Consider the following 17,733-nt stretch of genomic DNA (forward strand, 5'->3'; position numbering starts at 1 on the left):
GATGAAACCGACCACAGGAGACGGCTCGCCGCCGCCCTTCGAAGGCACCTCCCCCTCGTCGCCGTCGCCGTCGTCGTCCCCCCGCCGCCTGGGCATCGCCGGGCTCGGGGTGATCTCGCGCTTCTACCTGGCCGCCGCCGAGCGTCTGCCCGGCTGGGAGGTGGCCGCGGTCTGCGACCTGCGCGAGGAGGCTCTCGCCCCGTACCGCGGCCGGGTCGCCTGCCACACCGACCACCGGGAGATGCTCGCCGGCCGGCCGCTGGACGCCCTGGTCGTGGCCGTGCCCAACCACGCGCACGCCGAGGTGTGCGCGGGCGCGCTGCGCGCCGGTGTCCCGGTGTGCGTCGAGAAGCCGCTCGCTCTGGACCCGGCGGACGGGCGACGGCTGGCCGCGCTGTCGCGGGAGTACGGCGTCCCGCTGTTCACGGCGTTCCACCGCCGCTACAACGACCGGGTCCTCGGGCTGCTGCGCCGACTGCCCCCGCCGGACTCGCGGGTGCGGGTGGAGTCCGTGCGGGTGCGGTACCTGGAGCGGATCGAGGAGCACATCGGCGCGGACACCTGGTACCTGGACCCGGCCCTCTGCGGCGGCGGCTGCGTCGCGGACAACGGGCCCAACGCCTTCGACCTGGTCCGGCTGTTGCTGGGCGACACCCCTTCGGAGGTCGTCGCCGTGGAGGTGACCCGGGACGCGGCCGGTACCGACCGGCAGGCCGTGATCGAGCTGGCCGGACCGGGCGGGCGGGGGCGGGTGGAGCTGGACTGGTCGTACCCGGGGGAGGTCAAGGACGTCCTGGTACGGCTCGACGACGGCACCGAGCTGTCCGCGGACATGCTGGACGGCCGCCCCGGTTTCAAGGAGTCGCTGTGGCACGAGTACGAGGGCGTCCTGCGGGACCTCGCCCGGCTGCGTGACCTGCCTGACCCCTCCCGGGCCGTGGAGGGCGGCCTGGCCGCGCTGGAGCTGGTCGCCGCCGTCTACGCCGCGGAGGCCGCGCCGGGTCTCCCGGCGCCCCGCGCCCCGCGGGAACCGCACCTCACACCCCGACCGGAGCCACGATGACCGCCTCCCCAGTCCTCCCCGCGTCCCCGCCTTCCCTGGACGCCGCCCGGCACGAGAACGGGGCCAAGCGCGCGGTGCGCGGGACCCTGGTCAAGGTGCTGCTGCACGAGCGTACGGATCGGGGCATGGCCCTGGAGCCGTTCGCGGCCCGCTGTGTCCGCCAGGGCGAGGTGCACGAGCTGGTCACGACCGACCGGTGGACGGACGTGCCGGGCTCCCGGGTGGACCGGGTCGGCTTCCTCGGCTTCGTGGAGCTGGAGCACGGCGGTGTCCTCGACCGGGGGGACACGGTGCTGATCGGCGGGGAGCCGGTGGGCAGCGTGCTCGGCTTCGACGGCTGCCACCTGCCCAACCACTACAACATCGTGATCCACGCGCCCCGGCTGCTGACCGGCCGGTCCCTGGCACTGGCGCCGGAGACCCCGGTGGTCTTCGTACCGGTCGACTGACGCGCGCTCACGAAGACGGCCGGCCGGCGCCCCCGAAGGGGTGCCGGCCGGCCGCATTCAGCTTCGGTGACGGACTCAGCCGAGCAGCTCGACGTCGGACTCACCGAGGTGGAAGCGGCGTACCGCCGTGAGCAGCTCGTCCTCGGACAGCGTGCCGCTGCCGTCGCTGTCGATCTGCCGGAAGGCGTCGCGGGCCTCGTCCTTGCTCAGGCCGAGCGCCTGGAGCCAGGTGGCGAACTCGCTCTCGTCGATGACGCCGTCGCCGTTCTTGTCGGCCAGGGCCACAATGCCCTTGGTGACCGGGCCGAGGACCGGGTTGAAGGTGGCGGCGCCGCCCTGGACGACCTCACCGGCGGCCTGGAGGAACTGCGCGCGGTCGATCGGGCCCTGCGGCGCGACGCCCGCCCTCTTGGCGAGGTTCTGGAACATGGCGATGAAGCCGTCGCGCAGCTGAATACCCTTCGCCGACTCGGGCTTCTCGCCGAAGGCACGGGCGATGTTGGCGGCCTCGGTGACGAAGTCCGAGGGCTCCAGCACGCCGTCTCCGTTCACGTCCCACTTGTCGAAACGCTTCGACAGGCGCTCCTGGGCGACGTTGCCGACTGCCATGGTCATGAGGTGTTCTCCTTGTTCTTCACTGCGCCGCCCGGACGGATGTCCGGACGGTCTCTCCCACGGCGCGGGACACGGATACGAGGCCCGGGCCGGAGGTCTGCGGGGCGTGGCGCGGCGTCAGAGCCGCACCACGTGTCGGCCTTCCGCCGTTCCCCGGGTGTCCAGTACGGGACAGGCGGCGGCGTCCCAGTCGGCCGACCGGTACTCCGAGTGCTCCTGGAGCAGCACCACCAGGTCGCTGCCCGTCAGGGCCTGCTCCCGTGAGGGCTGCCGGGGCACCGGGACGCCGTCCACCTCGAAGCGTTCGACGTACGGGTCGTGATAGGCGAGCCGCGTCCCGAGGGCACTCAGCGCGCGGGCCACGGGATAGGCGGGTGACTCCCTGGTGTCGGAGATGTCGGCCTTGTAGGCGACGCCGAACAGGGTCACCCGGGCCCGCGCGGGGTCCTTGCCCGCCGCGACGAGCAGGTCGCGGGCCCGTCCGGCGACGTGCTCCGGCATGGCGTCGAGGACGGTGCGGGCGGCGCGCAGGGTATGGAAGGCGAAGCCCTGTTCGGCGGCGCGGGTCATCAGGTAACGGGGGTCGACGGGGATGCAGTGGCCGCCCACGCCGGGGCCCGGCCGGAACCCGGAGAACCCGAAGGGCTTGGTCTCCGCGCAACGCAGCGCGTCCCAGATGTCGATACCGACCCGGTCGCAGTAGAGGGCGGCCTCGTCGACCAGAGCGATGTTCACGTACCGGTAGGCGTTCTCCAGCAGTTTGGCCATCTCCGCCTCCCGGGTACCGGCGGCGAGGACGACCTCGTCGACGAGACGCTCGTAGAAGGCGGTGGCGTGTTTGGCGCAGAGCTCGGTGCAGCCGCTGACGACCTTCGGCGTGGTGCGCAGGGTGTAGTGGCGGTTGCCGGGGTCGATGCGCTCGGGGGAGTACGACAGGTGGAAGTCCTCGCCGACGCGTAATCCGTGCGCTTCGAGGAGAGGCCGGACGATCTCCTCCGTGGTGCCCGGGTGGCTGGTGGATTCGACGCAGACCAGCATGCCCGGTTCCAGATGGCGGGCCACGGTACGGGCCGCCGAGGTCAGCGGTTCCAGGTCCGGTTCGCCGGCCGGGGTGAGTCCGGTCGGTACGCAGATGACGACGGTGTGGGCACCCGCGAGGATGCCGGGGTCGGAGCTGGCGCGGAAGCCCGCGGCGCGCATCGCTCCGATGTCCTCGGCGTGGATGTCCTCGATGTGGGAGCTCCCCTGGTTCAGCCCCTCGACGACGTCGGCGCCGATGTCGTAGCCGACGGTCGCCAGCCCCGCCTCGCAGGCCCGGCGGGCCAGCGGGAGGCCGACGTAACCGAGCCCGACCACGGCGACTTCTGTGGGCATGTGTCCCCCCATGTTTCCGGTGCGTCCCTCGCGATGGGTGGTCAGGTGCCGAAGCTGCCGCTGCCGGGCGCCACGTGGGAGCCATGGCCGGGAGCGACCTCGAGGGACGGCCCGAGACAGAACGGGTCGCCGTAGATGCGTACCGGCCCGTCCGTGGCATTGGCCAGCACGTGTGCCGTGCCCGGCAGTCTGTGGCAGCCGTTCGGGTTCTCGTACACGGCCAGGGGCTGTGCCTCCGTCCGGAAGACGGTGACGGTCCCGTCGGACGCGGAAGCGGGGGTCTGGAGAAGACCCAGCACCGCGCCGGTGGAGGCGAGGCCGAGGATGACGCGGGAACGCCGCAAGCGAGTTGCTCCATAACTTGCCGGGCCGCCGAGGGCCCCTGCCGCGAAGGGAGTTGAATCAAAAATTCCGTTTGCAGTTCCAGAATTGCATGCAATTCAGCGCTCAGGCGCTATTCATCCGCTACTTCCCCTGTATGAGTGAAATGTTCTGCCGTGGGTTCACGTGGACCGTCGCGCCGGGCGGTGTTCCGGCGCCCAGGGCTTCCACGGCCCAGCCGGTGACGGTGCGGCGGCAGACCTTCCCGGTGGGCCGCAGCGGCAGCCGCTCCAGTACCAGCAGGTACTCGGGGAACTTCCGCCGCTCCAGCCCCAGGGCTTCGAGATGCGAGGTCACGGTGTCCAGGACCGGCGCGGGCGCCCCCGGAACCGGCCGTACACACGCGCACAGCCGCTCCCCGAACTCCTCGTCCGGCACCGGGACGCACACCGCCTCGGCGATCCCGGGATCGGTGCCCAGTTCGTGTTCCACCTCGGCCGGGCTGATGGTGTAACCGCCTCTGATCACCACGTTCTTGAGCCGCCCGAGGACCCGCAGCCGTCCCGCCTCGTCGAGCGCCCCGAGGTCGCCGGTGCGGACCCAGCCGGTGGCGGTGCGGTAGCGGGCGTCCAGTTCGGGCGCGCCCACGTAGCACAGCGGGGTCATGGGCCCCTTGGCCTGGATCTCCCCCGGCTCCCCGGTGGCCGCCGGAGAACCGTCCGGCCGGACGATCCGGATGACGGCCACGGCGGGGTCGGGGGTGCCGGCGATGTCCCCCGCGGGGGCGGCGGTGTGGCAGTTGACACCGTCCGACGAGCCGTACACGGTGACGACCGGCACGCCGAAGCGTTCCCGGCAGGCGGTCGCGGTGGAGGCGGGCAGCGCGGCGCCGCTGGAGACGACGGCCCGCAGGCAGGAGGTGTCCTCCCCCGGGAGGCGCGGCAGGTCCGCCATCCGCCGCAGCATGGTCGGCACGGCGAACACGTGGGTGGGCCGGTGCTCGACGACCGCCCGGAGCGCGTCGGCGGCGTCGAACCGCCCGCGCACGATCAGGGTCGCCCCGAGCGCGGCGAGCGCGACCGGGACGCCCAGAGAGCCGTACGAGGAGGCCAGCGGGACGAGGACGAGGAACCGGAGCGGTCCGGCCGGAAGGCCGGCAAGGGCCCGCAGGTAAGCGGCCCGGCCCCCGGCCATGGCCTGGTGGCTGTAGGCGACCATCTTCGGCTCGGCCTCGGAACCGGAGGACACGAGGAGCCGTGCCGGCGCGGTGGCCTCGGCAGGGGGGCCGGACGGCCGGAACGTCCTGCCGGGTGTGGCACGGTCCAGCCGCCGCGCCCCGGTGGCCGCGCCCGAGGAGACCGTGAACACCGCTCGCAGCCACGGCAGTTCGGCCGCCGCTTCGAGGTCCCCGGCTTCGCTGAGGACGGCTCCGCCCGCCCTGGACCGGGCCAGGAGCGTACGGGTGTCGCGGATCCCTCCACCGAGCGGATAGGGGAGCGCGACCGCGCCGAGGGCGTAGACCGCCAGCTCCGCCGCCGCCGCGAGGCGCCCGTTGGCCAGCCGGAGCGCGATCACGTCCCGGGCGCCGAGCCCCGCCTCCGCGAACAGGGCCGCGATGCGCAGAACCTCCGCGTACAGCTCCCCGTAGGAGACGGTGCCCCGCTCGTCCACCACCGCCTCGCGGCCCGGGGAGGCCAGGGCGTGCCGTCGGAAGAGGGTGAAGAGGTCGGTGTCGGGGCACAGGCCCTGGGCCTCCCACGCCCTGCGGTCGGCGAGCGGGACCCGGTCGGGCAGGTCCAGGCCGTTCCGGGAGCGCCAGAGGGCCTCCCGCACGGTGTGCGTCGCGGTCATCGGGTCCTGCCTTCTCGGTCGGGACGAGCGAGCCGTTCGCAGGGTCGGCTCACCCGGGGGGGGCATCAGCGGACCGACGCCCCAGCAAGCGTGTGGAGGTGCCCGGCCAGTTGTCGGCAGCGGTCGGGTCCCGTCCTGGTCGATCACCAGGCAGGGGTGATGTGCCCTCCCGATGCCCACGCCGGTCCTGGTCCGGGCACGGTCATCAACAGGTCTCCTCCGTGAACGTCCAGGGCGTGGCGGGGCGGGCGTACGGGAGGTGCTCGTCCGGCGGCAGGACGGCCCGGGCGAAAGCCGGGTCCGTGGCGAGGCCGGCCAGGTCGGTGCGGACGGCCACGGACGGCAGTCCGGCCGCCCGCAGTTCGGCCAGCCACGCGTCCGTCCCACGGATCCTCAGCCGTTCCCTCACCGAACCGGCGCCTGAGGCGCCGACGGTCCGGGCGACCTCCTGGGGCCGGGCCCGCGCCTCGGCCCCCAGGTACAGCAGTCCGTCGGCGGTGGCCAGCGGGTGGTCCAGCGGGGACAGTCCGACCCGCAGGTCCGGGCGGGGGATCAGCGCGGCCGCGGACAGCAGCGACGACGTGACGCGACAGCCCTGGTGCGTCCGCTCGCGGGCGAGGAGACCGGCGAGTACCGCCTGCGCCAGGACCAGGCCGCCCAGGACGTCGGTGACGGTCATCAGGGAGGGGGCAGGGTGTTCCCCCGCGGGGCGCAGCGCGGCGGCGAGGCCGCCGTACACCTGGGCCAGGTAGTCGGTGCCGATCGGCGGCACGGCGCCGAGGGCGGTGCCGAAGCCGGAGGCGGAGGCGTACACCAGGCGGGGGTTGAGGGCGTGGAGCGCGTCGGCGTCCAGCAGGAGGGCCCGCTCCTTGCCGGGGGCCCAGTTGTGCAGGAAGACATCGGCGCGGGAGACCAGTTCGCCGACGGTGTCCCGTCCCTGGCGGGTGGTGAGGTCGGCCTCGACGGCGGGCTTGCCGTGGTTGAGCGCGGAGAACCGGACCGAGCAGCCACCGGCGACCGGGGGCAGGGCGCGCTGGGGGTCGCCGCCGGGTGGTTCGACGCGAACGACCTCGGCGCCGAGCATCCGCAGGACGTGTCCGGCCATGGGGCCCTGGACGCGGCGTGCCGATTCGACGACCCGTACGCCGGCCAACGGCAACGCGCCCCCGCAGGGCGCGGTCGTGGGCGGGGGCCGGTGGGGAGGGTGGGCGCGGGGGCCGGGTTCGACGGTCCAGGGGACAAGACCGGGCGACGCCGTCGTCTCCCCGATCTCGACGACCGACACGCCGTGCGCGGCGCCCGCCTGCCGTACGGCCTGCAAGGGATGGGCCAGAACGGCGGCACGGAGTTCCGGGGGCAGCGGACAGACCGCTGTCCCGAAGCGGGTCTGGAAGGGCAGCCAGCCGCGTCCCGCCGTCCGGGGCGACACGCCTAATCGGCGCCAGAACCCGGCCCAGGCCGTGGGGTCGAGCGTCTCGATCTCGACGCGCGCGGCGTCGGCGGTGACGAGGGTGGCGAGTCCCGTACCGCTTCCCGGCAGCGGCAGTTCGTCGTCAGCGGCTGTGGCGGCGGCGAGATACTGGGTGACCGTCAGGAGCGCCCCTTGGGCGAGGGAGGTACCGGTCCGCAGCGGTGGGCGGCCGTGGGCGCGGGCGAGCAGGGCCGCCGTGGCACCCTGGGCGGCGAGCACACCGGTCACGGTGGAGACGTAGTCCGCGACGAGCGGCGCGGGGGCGCCGGTGGCCCGGCCGTGCACCTGCATGACGCCGCACGCGGCCTGCACCGCGCGCTCGTCGCCCGCGTCGATGCCGACCGGCCCGGCGCCGCCGACGGCCCACCGGGGCCGGTCGGTCGCTCCGCCGGGCAGGACGCCGAGCGTGTGGCCGAGCACCTTCTCGGCCACCGTGCGGGCGGTACGGGCGGGCCCGGACACCGTCCAGGTCCCGGTCTCCTCGGACAGGCTCACGTGCGCCGCCCGTCTTCCCCGCCTCGCCGCATCGCGCCCTCTTCCTCCACCGAAACGATCTTTCCTCCGGAAGGAACAGGGAGAGGGCGGCCGGAGGCACGGTGTCGTCGCCACTTCACCCCCAATGATCAGGACTCGCAAGGCTGTCCGACAGGCCGCCGACGGACCGGCCTCTATGTGGCACGCGGTCGGCCGATCCCAGACCTGGTGCCGGTGCGCTCTCGTACGCACGGCCCACACCGCGCCCTCCAGCCGCTGCATGCAGCGTGGATCCCCGCTCGCATATCGCTCCGGGGCGGGCCGGCGAACACGCGGGCGGCGGCGCCCATGCCGGCTGGGACGTCCTCGCTCGGCCACCGAGCGTGTTCGTTCGCGTACTGACAGTCGCTACACTCCCCGTGCATGTTGCTCTGGCTGCTCAACCACTTCAGCACCTTCACTCTGGCCGTGGTCACCGTCGGCGGGACCGTCACTCTCGCCGTGGCCGGCAGTGTGCTGCTTCGGCGCAGGTACCCGTCGCTGGCGCAAGGTGAGCACAACGACATGGTCGGGGTGACGCTGGGCATGTTCGGCGCCATCTACGGGATCATCCTCGCCTTCGTCATCGTCACCCTGTGGACCCAGCTGGACGCCACGCAAACCGTCGTCGCGAGCGAGGCCACCAGCACCGCGCTCATCGCCCGCGATGCCACCGCCTTCCCGCCCACCGTCCGCGCCGACCTCGATGCCGCCCTCAGCGGCTATGTCCACGCCGTCGTCGAGGATCAGTGGCCCCTGATGCGCGCCGGGCGGCCGAGCTACGGGGCCACCGAGGGGCACCTCCGGGCCGCGTTCGAGGTGCTCCAGACGTACAACCCGCAGACCGCGCGCGAAGAGGTCTTCTACGAAGAAGCCGTCAGTCACCTCAACGATGTCGCGTCCCAGCGCCGCGCCCGGCTCACCATGGCCGACCAGCAACTCCCCCCACTGCTTCAGGCCCTGGCCTTCGGCGGCGCACTCGTCCTCATCCCGCTCACCTTCCTCTACGGCATGCGCAAGCTGCGCATCCAGCTCCTCTTCGTCGCCTCCGTCGCTGCCCTCATCGGCTTCAGCCTGCTCCTGGTCCTCGTCCTCGACCGCCCTTTCGCGGGCGACCTCAGCGTCAGCCCGGCCCCGTACCGAGAGGGAGCACTCGCGCGGTACTGGAGCCCGTGAGCCGGCCGGGTCGAGGCGCGATCACTCCGCGGCCTCGGCGGCCCGCGACATGAAGATGCTCATGCCGCGGGCGGCCCGGGACCGGACGACCCACTGGCGGGATGCGTAACCCGCGCTCGGGAACGGACCACACAGCCCTGTCTGTCGCCGCCGTTCGTTCAGCGGAGGGCGAGCGCGACGATCTGTGTGACCGCGTCCTTGTCGAAGTTGTCGTCGCTGACGAGGATCAGCGACCGCTCGCCGGACGGCAGGACGGGTCCCCAGGTCATGCCTTCGGTGTTGTCGACGGTGGACAGCCCGAGGGTGTGGAAGTCCGCGACGAGCTTCTTGCGCATGGGCACAACGTGCCGTCCGGCCAGGGAGTTCACCGCCCGTACGTCGGTGGCGCCCCGTGTGGTGGCGTCGTAGAGGCGGATCTTGTATCCGGAGCCGGCGACCCAGGTGCGTTCGAGCACGAGGTAGCGGTCGGGGTCGTCCGGGAAGGCGAGGAGGGACGGAACGCCGGTGTCGGGGCCCCAAGGGCTGTCCGGGTCGGATTCGGCGAAGATCTTCTCGATGGGGTACGCGAACTGTCCGAGCACCCGGCCGCCGCGGCTCTGCTGCGTGACGCGGACGAGCGCACCGTGCGTCAGGTCCGGCACCGGGCCGTCCTGGAGCAGTGGGCCCTCGACTGCGCTGGTGATCATCCTGCCCCGGGCGCCGAAGGTGAGCGCCTCGACGGCCTGGTTCCGGCGTGGTCCGCGCTCCGCTGTGATCGTGTAGTTCTCCGGCAGCCGCAGGCTGCCGCGGTGGGTGCCGTCCGGGTCGGAGATCTCGATGGACGGCTGGATCGACGGCGGGCCGGCCACGGCGGGCCGGTCGCCCTCCTGCCCCCACCAGTAACGGCAGTCGAGCGGGTCGACGCGGATCTCCTCCGGGTCGACGGCCTTGCCGTCTCCGAGGGCGGGCGAGGGGTAGACCGACCCGTCCGCCTGGCGGAGGGGTCGGGTTCCGTGAAGTCGACGGAGTGCACGCCGTCGGCGTCGACGTCCAGCTTCGCGGTGTAGAAGCGCGCGGGCTGGAGGAAGGAGCGGTCGTCGCTGATGAACACGTACTCGCCGGTGCACCGGTTGCGGTCGACGCCGGAAAGGCCACCGACCGTGGTGTCCTGGAAGTCGAGCTTGTACGGAACGATCTGCTCGCCGAGCAGGCGGGCCTGGACCGCGCGCCCCGACTCCGGCGCCGGGCCGCCGGGTTGGGGGGCGGCAGTCACCGCGGGAGCCAGCGTGGACGTCATGAGCAGTGCCGCGGCACAGGCGCGGTAGATCAGGGAGGCACTCATGCCGGTGATCATGGACCGCCCGCTCCCGTCCCGCAGTCACCCACACGGGTATTCCTCCCGCGGGTCGGCCGCCTCCCCGCCACCTGGCCCATCAGTCGGATGATCGGCCCAGCCGTGATCCGCCGACGGCCAGGCATGGCGACCTATGCGGTGATTTCGGGCCGCTGGCGGGCGGAGTTCCTGATTTCCGGGGCTACTCGATGACGAGCTCGACCTGGATGTTGCCGCGCGTGGCCTTGGAGTACGGGCAGAACGCGTGGGTCTTCTCGAGGAGGTCGCGGCCCGGCTCGCCCTGGAGGTGGTCGGGGAACTCGGCGCGCATGACGACCGCGAGGCCGAAGCCGCCGTCCTTCTCGTCCTTGCCGATCGAGACCTCGGCGGTGATCGAGGCGTCGTTGATGTCGATCTTCTCCTGGCGTGCCACCACGCCCATGGCGCTCGCGAAGCAGGCCGCGTAGCCGGCGGCGAAGAGCTGCTCCGGGTTCGTTCCCTGACCGCTGCCGCCGAGGGCCTGCGGGTGGGCGAGCGGGAGGTCGATGTGGCCGTCGGAGCTGACGGCGCGGCCCTCGCGGCCGTTGGCGGTGGCGACGGCGGTGTAGATCGCGTTCATGGATCCTCGTTTCCGGTCAGGGTCGGGGTGCGGTTATGAAGGTAGCGCGCTATTCAGTTGTGCACAACTCAATCGCTTGCGATGTGATGTCCCGTACCCTGGAGCCATGGCGACGCTCCACACGACCCGGGACGAGGACTTCCTCCGGCTCGACCACCAGATCTGCTTCTCGCTGCACGCCGCCACCCGCGCCTTCAACGGCGTGTACCGCGGCGCCCTCAAGGAGCTCGGGCTCACCTATCCCCAGTACCTGGTGATGCTGGTGCTCTGGGAACACGGCGAGCTGCCGGTGAAGGGGATCGGGGAGCGGCTGAGGCTGGACTCGGGCACGCTGTCGCCGCTGCTCAAGCGGCTGGAGGCGGCCGGATACGTCGAGCGGCGGCGCAGCGCGGAGGACGAGCGCTCGGTGACCGTGCGACCCACGGGGGAGGGCGCGGCGCTGCGGGCGAAGGCCCTCGACGTGCCGAAGCGGATCGCCGCCGCGACGGGCATGGAGCTGGAGGAGATCCGTGGCCTGCGGGCCCGGCTCGACGAACTGGCCGCCCGGCTCGACAGCGTCGACCCGGACGACCTGAGCGCCTGTGTGCAGGGCGCCTCCTAGGGAGCGCCGCCCGAGGTGATGCGCGGGACGCCCCGCAGCAGCACCGCCACCAGCACCGCCGTGACCAGCGCGAATCCCGCGCTCAGCGCCGACGCCGACTGCAGGGCCGTCGTGAACGACTCCCGCGCCGTCGCCAGCAGACTCTCGTCGGCCACCGCGCTCGCCGCGCCCAGCGACTCGCGCGCCGCGGCCGGGGCGTCGCCCGGAATACCGCCCCGGTAGACCGCGACCGCCACGCTGCCGGTCACCGCGATCCCCAGGGCCAGCCCCAGGTCGTACGCCGTCTGACCGGTCGCCGCCGCCGCGCCCGCCTTCTCCGGCGGGGCCGCGCCGACCGCCAGGGCGGTGCCGAGGACGCTGATCGGGGCCGACCCGAACATGATCACCGCGAGGCCCAGGGACGACACGCCCACCCCCGAGGCGAGGGCGATCGCCGCGTACCCGGTCAGCGCCACCAGCAACCCGCCGATCAGGACGAGGGCCGGGCGGAAGCGGCGGGCCAGCACCGGGGTCAGCTGCGATCCGGCGATCAGCCCCACCGCCCCCGGCAGCAGCCAGAGGCCGGCCTCCAGCGGCGACCGGCCGGCCACCGCCTGGAGGTACTGCGGGACCAGGTACTCCACGCCGTTCAGCGCGGTCATGCCGAGCAGCAGGGTGAGCAGCGCCCCTGTGAAGGCGCGGTCGCGGAAGAGGCGCAGATCGAGCAGCGGCGTGGCCAGCCGGCTCTGGCGGCGGACGAAGAGGAGCGTGAGGACGATGCCTCCGGCGAAGGCCGCGGCCGCCTCCGCCGTCGGGCCGTGCGAGGCCACCGACTTCACCCCGTACACCAGCGGCAGGACCGCCAGGAGGAAGAGCGCCACGCTCGGCACGTCGATCCGGCCGGCTTTCGGGTCGCGGTACTCCGGCAGCAGCACCGGCGCCGTGACCAGCGCGATCAGCATGACCGGCAGACCGATCAGGAACACCGAACCCCACCACCAGGACGCCAGCAGCACCCCGCCCACGATCGGGCCGATCGCCAGCCCGACCGAGAGCGCGGTCACCCACATCGCGATCGCGGTCGCCCGTTGACGCGCGTCGGTGAACATATGACTGATCAGGGCGAGCGTCGAGGGCAGGACGGCGGCCCCCGCCACGCCCAGCAGGGCGCGGGCCGCGATCAGCGTCTCCGGGTTCGGGGCGTACGCGGCGAGCAGCGAGGCCAGCAGGAAGCCCGCCGAGCCGGCCATCAGCAGCCGGCGCCGGCCGAGGCGGTCGCCGAGCGTGCCCATGATGACCAGGGTGCCGGCGGTGAGAAAGCCGTAGATGTCGGTGATCCACAGGATCTGGGCGCTGCTCGGCCGCAGATCCGCCGCCAGGTACGGAGTGGCGAGCCACAGCACGCCGAGGTCGGCCGTCATCAGGGTCACGGGCAGGAGCAGCAGGGCGAGCCCGAGCCACTGGCGGGCACCGGCCCGCGCCGGTGCCGCCTCGGAGGGCGTCGACAGGGTCGTGGTCATCGGGGCAGCGCTTCTTCCAGGGCCGCGCCCGCGTCCTCCAGCAACTGCCGCACCCGCTCCGGGCGCAGGTCCTTCGGTACGCCGGACAGCTCGGTGCCGTACACGACACGGACGGCGGAGTCCGTGATCCCGCAGTACTCCGAGACGCCGAGCCGCAGTTGGGTCTCCAGGACGGTGTCGAGGCCGAGCTTCTCGATGTCCTCCAGGGGGCTGCCCATCAGGGCCAGCCACAGCATCCGCTTCGAGGCCAGGCGGGGCTTGCTGCGCCCGTACGCGAAGCCGTAGTTCCACACCCGGTCGATCCAGCCCTTGAGGACGGCGGGCGGTGCCATCCACCACACCGGGAAGACGATCGCGATGTCGTCGGCGGCCAGGATGCGGTCCATGTGGGCGTGGACCTCGGGAGAGTACGCCTTCTCCCGGTTCTCCCAGTCCGGTTCGTCGGCCGGGTGGAGGACGGGGTCGAAGCCCTCGGCGTACAGATCGAGTACGTCGACGGTCCCGCCCTCGTCCTTCAGCCGTGCGTGGAGGAGCGTGGCGACCTGGGCGGTGAGGGAGTCCGTGCGGGGGTGGGCGTGGACGAGCAGGGTGTGGCGCGGCATGAGGTGTCCTTCGGGAGAGGGAGGGGAGAGCGCTCGGGGTCAGAGGCCGAGGCCGGAGCCGCCGCTCGCGTCGATGTTCTGGCCGGTCACCCAACGGGCGTCGTCCGAGGCGAGGAAGCCGACCACGTCGGCCACGTCCCCCGGCTGCCCGACCCGGTCGAAGACGGAGAAGCCGGCGGCGTGCGCCTTGGCGGCCGGGTCGGCCATCCACGGGTGGATGTCCGTCTCGATCGTGCCGGGGGAGACCGCGTTGACGGTGATGCCCCGGGCGCCGAGGGTCTGGGCGAGGGTCAGGGTCAGCACCTCGACCGCGCCCTTGGAGGCCGCGTACGAGGTCATGCCGGGGAAGGCGACCTTGGTGACCCCGGAGGAGATGTTGATGATCCGGCCGCCGTCGCGCAGCCGGCCGAGGCCGTGCTTGACGATGAAGAACGGAGCCTTGGCGTTGACCGCGAAGACCCGGTCGTAGTCGGCCTCCTCGACCTCGTCGATGGTGCCGGGCCCGGCGATCCCGGCGTTGTTCACCAGGATGTCGACACCGTCGGCGTGTGCGTCGAAGGCCGTCCACAGGGCTTCGGCGTCTCCGGGGACGCCCAGTTCGGTACGGATCGCGAAGGCGGAACCGCCGGCCTCCTCGATCGCGGCGACCGTCTCCTTCGCGGCGGCCTCGTTGCTCGCGTAGTGGACGGCGACGCGGGCGCCGTCGGCGGCCAGGCGCAGCGCGATCGCGCGGCCGATGCCGCGGCTGCCGCCGGTGACGAGGGCGGTCTTGCCGGTGAGCGTCTTCTTGCTGGTGGGGGCGGTCTGGAAGGTCATCGCGGTCTCCTCGGTGGTGGTGTTTCCTGCTGACGAGGGAGACTCTGCGGGACGGCGGTTCGGGTCCGGCTCGGGTGTGGTTCGGGTGTGGTTCGGGTCGTGTTCGGGCGGAGGGCTACGGTGGCCCCATGCGATTCGGGGTGCTGGGGGAGACGGCCGTCTGGACCGAGGACGGGCGGACCGTCCGGGTCCCGGAGCTCAAGGTGCGCACGCTGCTCGCCTCCCTGCTCGTCGACACGGGCCGGCCGGTGGCCGCGCACCGTCTCGTCGACGACCTGTGGGGCGAGGAGACGCCCGGCAATCCGTTGCGCGCCCTCCAGGCGAAGGTCTCCCAGCTCCGGCGCGTCCTGGAGGAGGCCGAACCGGGCGGCCGGGACCTGCTCGTCTCCCGCGCCCCCGGCTATCAACTCCTCCTCCCCAAGGACTCCTTGGACGCCGACCGGTTCACGGCGCTCGCCGCCCGCGCCCGCTCCGTCGCCGATCCGGAGCGGCGGGCCGGGCTGTTCGCCGAGGCGCTGGAGGTGTGGCGCGGTCCCGCGTTCGCGGACTTCGCGGACGAGCCGTTCGTCCGGGCCGCCGTGAACCGCCTCGAGGAGGAGCGCCTCCTCGTCCTCGAAGAGGCCGCCGTGAACCGCCTCGACATGGGTGAACACGCCCTGTTGACAGGAGAGTTGGCGGAGCTCGTCGAGCGGTATCCGCTGCGGGAGCGGCTGTGCGCCGTACGCCTGAAGGCGCTCTACCGTGCGGGCCGGCAGAGCGAGGCGCTGGCCGGGTACGAGGAGCTGCGCGCCCGCCTCGCGGAGGACCTGGGCCTCGACCCCGGACCGGAACTGGTCGCCCTGCACGGGGCGATACTCCGCCAGGACCCCGCTCTCGACGCGGTGCGGGCCGGCCCGTCGGTCTCCGCGACGGACCCCGTCCCGGCCGCGCGGTCGCGCGATGTCCATGAGGTCCGCGGCAATCTGCCCGTACCGCTCAGCGGGCTCGTCGGGCGCGAGGCCGCCGTCGAGGAGATCCGGGAGCTGCTCGCCGGGCGGCGGCTCGTCACGCTCACCGGCCCTGGAGGCGTCGGCAAGACGCGGCTGGCCGTGGAGGCCGCCGGGCAGGTGCGCGAGCTGTTCCCCGACGGGGTGTGGCTCGTCGAACTCGCCGGTGCGGGCGGCGCGCTGGCCGAGGTCGTCGCCGCGGCCATGGAGCTGCGCGACGACGGAGCCTGGGGACTGCGGCCCGTGGAGGGGTGGACGCCGGGCGGGGCGGAGCGGCTCGCCGCCGTCCTGCGAGGCAAGCGGATGCTGCTCGTCCTCGACAACTGCGAGCACGTGATCGACGAGGCCGCCACGCTGGCGGAGCTGCTCCTGCGCACCGTTCCCGACCTGGTGGTGCTGACGACCAGTCAGGAGCCCTTGTCGCTCGCCGGGGAGACGCTGTGGGCGGTGCCACCGCTCGATCTCTCCGGGGCGGTCGAGCTGTTCGTCGCGCGGGCGACCGCCTCGGCGCCCGGCTTCGTACCGGACGCGTCCCAGATCGCCGCCGTGGAGGGGATCTGCCGTCGCCTCGACGGCGTGCCCCTCGCCCTGGAGCTGGCCGCCACCCGCGTGCGGGCCCTCGGCGTGCACCGGCTGCTCGAACGGCTCGACGACCGGTTCCGGCTGCTCAGTGCCGGGCAGCGGGGCGCGCCGGCCCGTCAGCAGACGCTCCGCGCGGTCATCGACTGGAGCTGGGAGCTGCTGCCCGACCCCGAGCGCGCGGTCCTGCGGCGCCTGGCCGTGCACGCGGAAGGCTGCACGCCGGAGGCCGCGGAGGAGGTCTGCGCGGGCGGGGAGGTGGCGCCCGAGGACGTGCTCGACCTGCTCGTACGGCTGGTGGACCGCTCCCTCGTCGTCACCGTGGACGGCAAGGACGGGCCCCGTTACCGGCTGCTCGAATCCGTCGCGGCGTACTGTGTGGAGCGGATGCGGGAGGCGGGCGAGACCGGAGCCGTACGAGAACGGCACCTCGCGTACTACACGCGGCTCGCCCGGACGGCCGAACCGGAACTCCGCGGGCACGGGCAGCGGGAGTGGTCGGCGCGCCTGGACGCCGAGAGCGCGAACCTGCGCGCCGCCCTGGAGGGGGCGGTGCAGGAGGGGGCGGCGCAGGAGGCGTTGGGGCTCGTGGACGCGCTGGCCTGGTACTGGATCCTGCGCGGGCGCCTCGGCGAGGCGATCCGCTCGGTGACCACGGCGCTGGGAACGGAGGGCGGTGACGCCCGGCTGCGCGCGCGGGTCGAGGTGTGGCGGACCGGTCTGACGGTGATGAGCGGCGACGGCACCGACCGGCATCAGCGGATCGCGGCCGCGCTCGCGTCGTACGACGCGGCGTCCGGCGTTACGTCCGACGCGGTGACGTCCACCGGGCGGACGCAGGGTCACGCCCCCTGGGCGCGGTGGTTCCTGGCCCACGCGCTGTGCGGCACCGGAGCGCAGAGCGAGGGCGAGGAGCTGACCGGGGAGGCGCTCGACGGATTCCGGGAGCAGGGCGATCGGTGGGGCGAGGCCGCGGCTCTCTCGGACCGGGCCGTCCAGCGGCTCCTCAGGGGGGACCTGGCCGGTGCGGAGGCCGACGCCGCTTCGGGCGCCGAGCTGTTCGCACGGCTCGGGGACGTGTGCGGCGGGCTCTGGTCCGTCTATCCGCTGGCGACGGTCGCCGAGATCCGCGGCGAGTACGAGCGGGCCGCCCGGCTCAAACGCGCCGCCCTGGACGCCGCCCAGAGCTTCGGCCTGACCACCGAGGTGCCCGACCTCCTGTCGGGGCTCGGGCGGACCGCGCTGCTCATGGGGGACCTGGCGCAGGCCCGCGCGTACCACCAGGCGGGCCGGGAGAAGGCCGTCGAGGTCGGCTTCCGGGCGGGCGAGATGAACGCGGTCCTCGGCCTGGGCCTCGGCGCCCGCCGCGAGGGCCTCCTGGACGAGGCCGAGCAGCACCTCCTGGAGGTCCTCGAGGGGCACCGGCTGGTCGGGCTCGACGGAGCCAACGCGCTGATCCTCGCCGAGCTGGGCTTCGTGGCCGAGCTGCGCGGCGACGCGGAGGCGGCGCTGGCGCTGCACGAGGAGGGGTACGCGACGGCGCGGACGACCGGGGACCCGCGGGCGGTGGCGCTGGCGCTGGAGGGGCTGGCGGGCGCGCACGCCCTGGCGGGGCGGGGCGAGGCGGCGGCGGTGCTGTTGGGGGCGGCCGGGGCGGTGCGGGCATCGACGGGAGCGCCGTTGCCTCCGGCGGAGCGGGGGGACGTGGAGCGGGTCGAGGGCGTCGTGCGCGCCGCGCTGGGGGAGGTGGCGTTCGAGGGCGCCCACGCGCGGGGCGAGGGGCTTTCGCCGGAGGCGGCCGTGGCGGAGGCCCGGAGGGTCTTGGGCGAGCCGGTCCCGTAAGGGGAGCCGCCCTTGTGGGGCGTGCCCACCCCGTTCCGCCCTGG

General features: G+C 73.4%; 14 protein-coding genes and 1 pseudogene. 5 read left to right on the plus strand and 10 right to left on the minus strand.

The annotated features are described in order from the left end of the window. The first annotated feature begins 1 nt into the window (after position 1). Positions 2–1,063: a Gfo/Idh/MocA family protein gene (locus ACFYV5_RS33525; protein ID WP_389175005.1), complete on the plus strand. Its 1,062-nt coding sequence runs from the start codon at positions 2–4 to the stop codon at positions 1,061–1,063. Further along, entirely contained in the window at positions 1,060–1,512 is a 453-nt protein-coding gene (locus tag ACFYV5_RS33530; RefSeq protein ID WP_389175009.1) for a DUF6917 domain-containing protein, read from the plus strand. Before ACFYV5_RS33525 ends, ACFYV5_RS33530 begins: the two co-directional genes overlap by 4 nt. Positions 1,513–1,587: 75 nt before the next feature. Here the strand turns inward: ACFYV5_RS33530 and ACFYV5_RS33535 are convergent, their stop codons facing one another. The 5 genes from ACFYV5_RS33535 to ACFYV5_RS33555 form a co-directional block, all read right to left on the minus strand. Next, positions 1,588–2,127, minus strand: a complete 540-nt coding sequence (locus ACFYV5_RS33535) for an EF-hand domain-containing protein (protein WP_389175011.1) — start codon at positions 2,125–2,127, stop codon at positions 1,588–1,590. Positions 2,128–2,244: 117 nt separating this feature from the next. Next, positions 2,245–3,501, minus strand: coding sequence for a nucleotide sugar dehydrogenase (locus tag ACFYV5_RS33540; protein WP_389175013.1), 1,257 nt, complete (start codon positions 3,499–3,501; stop codon positions 2,245–2,247). Between the two features lie 41 nt (positions 3,502–3,542). Further along, positions 3,543–3,845, minus strand: coding sequence for a hypothetical protein (locus ACFYV5_RS33545; RefSeq protein ID WP_389175016.1), 303 nt, complete (start codon positions 3,843–3,845; stop codon positions 3,543–3,545). Positions 3,846–3,966: 121 nt separating this feature from the next. Continuing rightward, positions 3,967–5,673, minus strand: a complete 1,707-nt coding sequence (locus ACFYV5_RS33550; protein WP_389175019.1) for a class I adenylate-forming enzyme family protein — start codon at positions 5,671–5,673, stop codon at positions 3,967–3,969. A 205-nt stretch (positions 5,674–5,878) separates the two neighbouring features. Further along, complete coding sequence (locus ACFYV5_RS33555; protein WP_389175022.1) at positions 5,879–7,639, minus strand: CoA transferase; 1,761 nt, start codon at positions 7,637–7,639, stop codon at positions 5,879–5,881. Between the two features lie 402 nt (positions 7,640–8,041). Between ACFYV5_RS33555 and ACFYV5_RS33560 the strand changes: the two genes are divergently transcribed. Beyond that, the gene (locus ACFYV5_RS33560) at positions 8,042–8,833 is read left to right on the plus strand and encodes a DUF4239 domain-containing protein (protein ID WP_389175025.1); all 792 of its coding nucleotides are present in this window, start codon (positions 8,042–8,044) and stop codon (positions 8,831–8,833) included. 158 nt (positions 8,834–8,991) lie between these two features. Here ACFYV5_RS33560 and ACFYV5_RS33565 read toward each other — a convergent pair. Together ACFYV5_RS33565 and ACFYV5_RS33570 are read right to left on the minus strand one after the other, a co-directional pair. Continuing rightward, positions 8,992–10,166: pseudogene (locus tag ACFYV5_RS33565) on the minus strand (esterase-like activity of phytase family protein). Between the two features lie 181 nt (positions 10,167–10,347). Further along, on the minus strand, positions 10,348–10,764 hold the full coding sequence (locus ACFYV5_RS33570) for an organic hydroperoxide resistance protein (protein ID WP_389175027.1): 417 nt from the start codon (positions 10,762–10,764) through the stop codon (positions 10,348–10,350). Positions 10,765–10,870: 106 nt separating this feature from the next. On the opposite strand from ACFYV5_RS33570, the gene ACFYV5_RS33575 reads away from it, so the two are divergent. Further along, positions 10,871–11,365, plus strand: coding sequence for a MarR family winged helix-turn-helix transcriptional regulator (locus ACFYV5_RS33575; protein WP_389175030.1), 495 nt, complete (start codon positions 10,871–10,873; stop codon positions 11,363–11,365). Here the strand turns inward: ACFYV5_RS33575 and ACFYV5_RS33580 are convergent. The 3 genes from ACFYV5_RS33580 to ACFYV5_RS33590 are packed head-to-tail and all read right to left on the minus strand — an operon-like array spanning position 11,362 to position 14,282. Continuing rightward, positions 11,362–12,864, minus strand: coding sequence for an MFS transporter (locus tag ACFYV5_RS33580; RefSeq protein WP_355108485.1), 1,503 nt, complete (start codon positions 12,862–12,864; stop codon positions 11,362–11,364). The genes ACFYV5_RS33575 and ACFYV5_RS33580 overlap by 4 nt on opposite strands. Continuing rightward, positions 12,861–13,466: an NAD(P)H oxidoreductase gene (locus ACFYV5_RS33585; RefSeq protein WP_389175034.1), complete on the minus strand. Its 606-nt coding sequence runs from the start codon at positions 13,464–13,466 to the stop codon at positions 12,861–12,863. Before ACFYV5_RS33585 ends, ACFYV5_RS33580 begins: the two co-directional genes overlap by 4 nt. 39 nt (positions 13,467–13,505) lie before the next feature. After that, entirely contained in the window at positions 13,506–14,282 is a 777-nt protein-coding gene (locus ACFYV5_RS33590) for an SDR family oxidoreductase (protein WP_355108489.1), read from the minus strand. 128 nt (positions 14,283–14,410) lie between these two features. On the opposite strand from ACFYV5_RS33590, the gene ACFYV5_RS33595 reads away from it, so the two are divergent. Continuing rightward, the gene (locus ACFYV5_RS33595; protein ID WP_389175038.1) at positions 14,411–17,689 is read left to right on the plus strand and encodes a BTAD domain-containing putative transcriptional regulator; all 3,279 of its coding nucleotides are present in this window, start codon (positions 14,411–14,413) and stop codon (positions 17,687–17,689) included. Positions 17,690–17,733: the final 44 nt, after the last annotated feature.

The sequence above is a fragment of the Streptomyces sp. NPDC003035 genome (assembly GCF_042888285.1).
Lineage (GTDB): Bacteria > Actinomycetota > Actinomycetes > Streptomycetales > Streptomycetaceae > Streptomyces.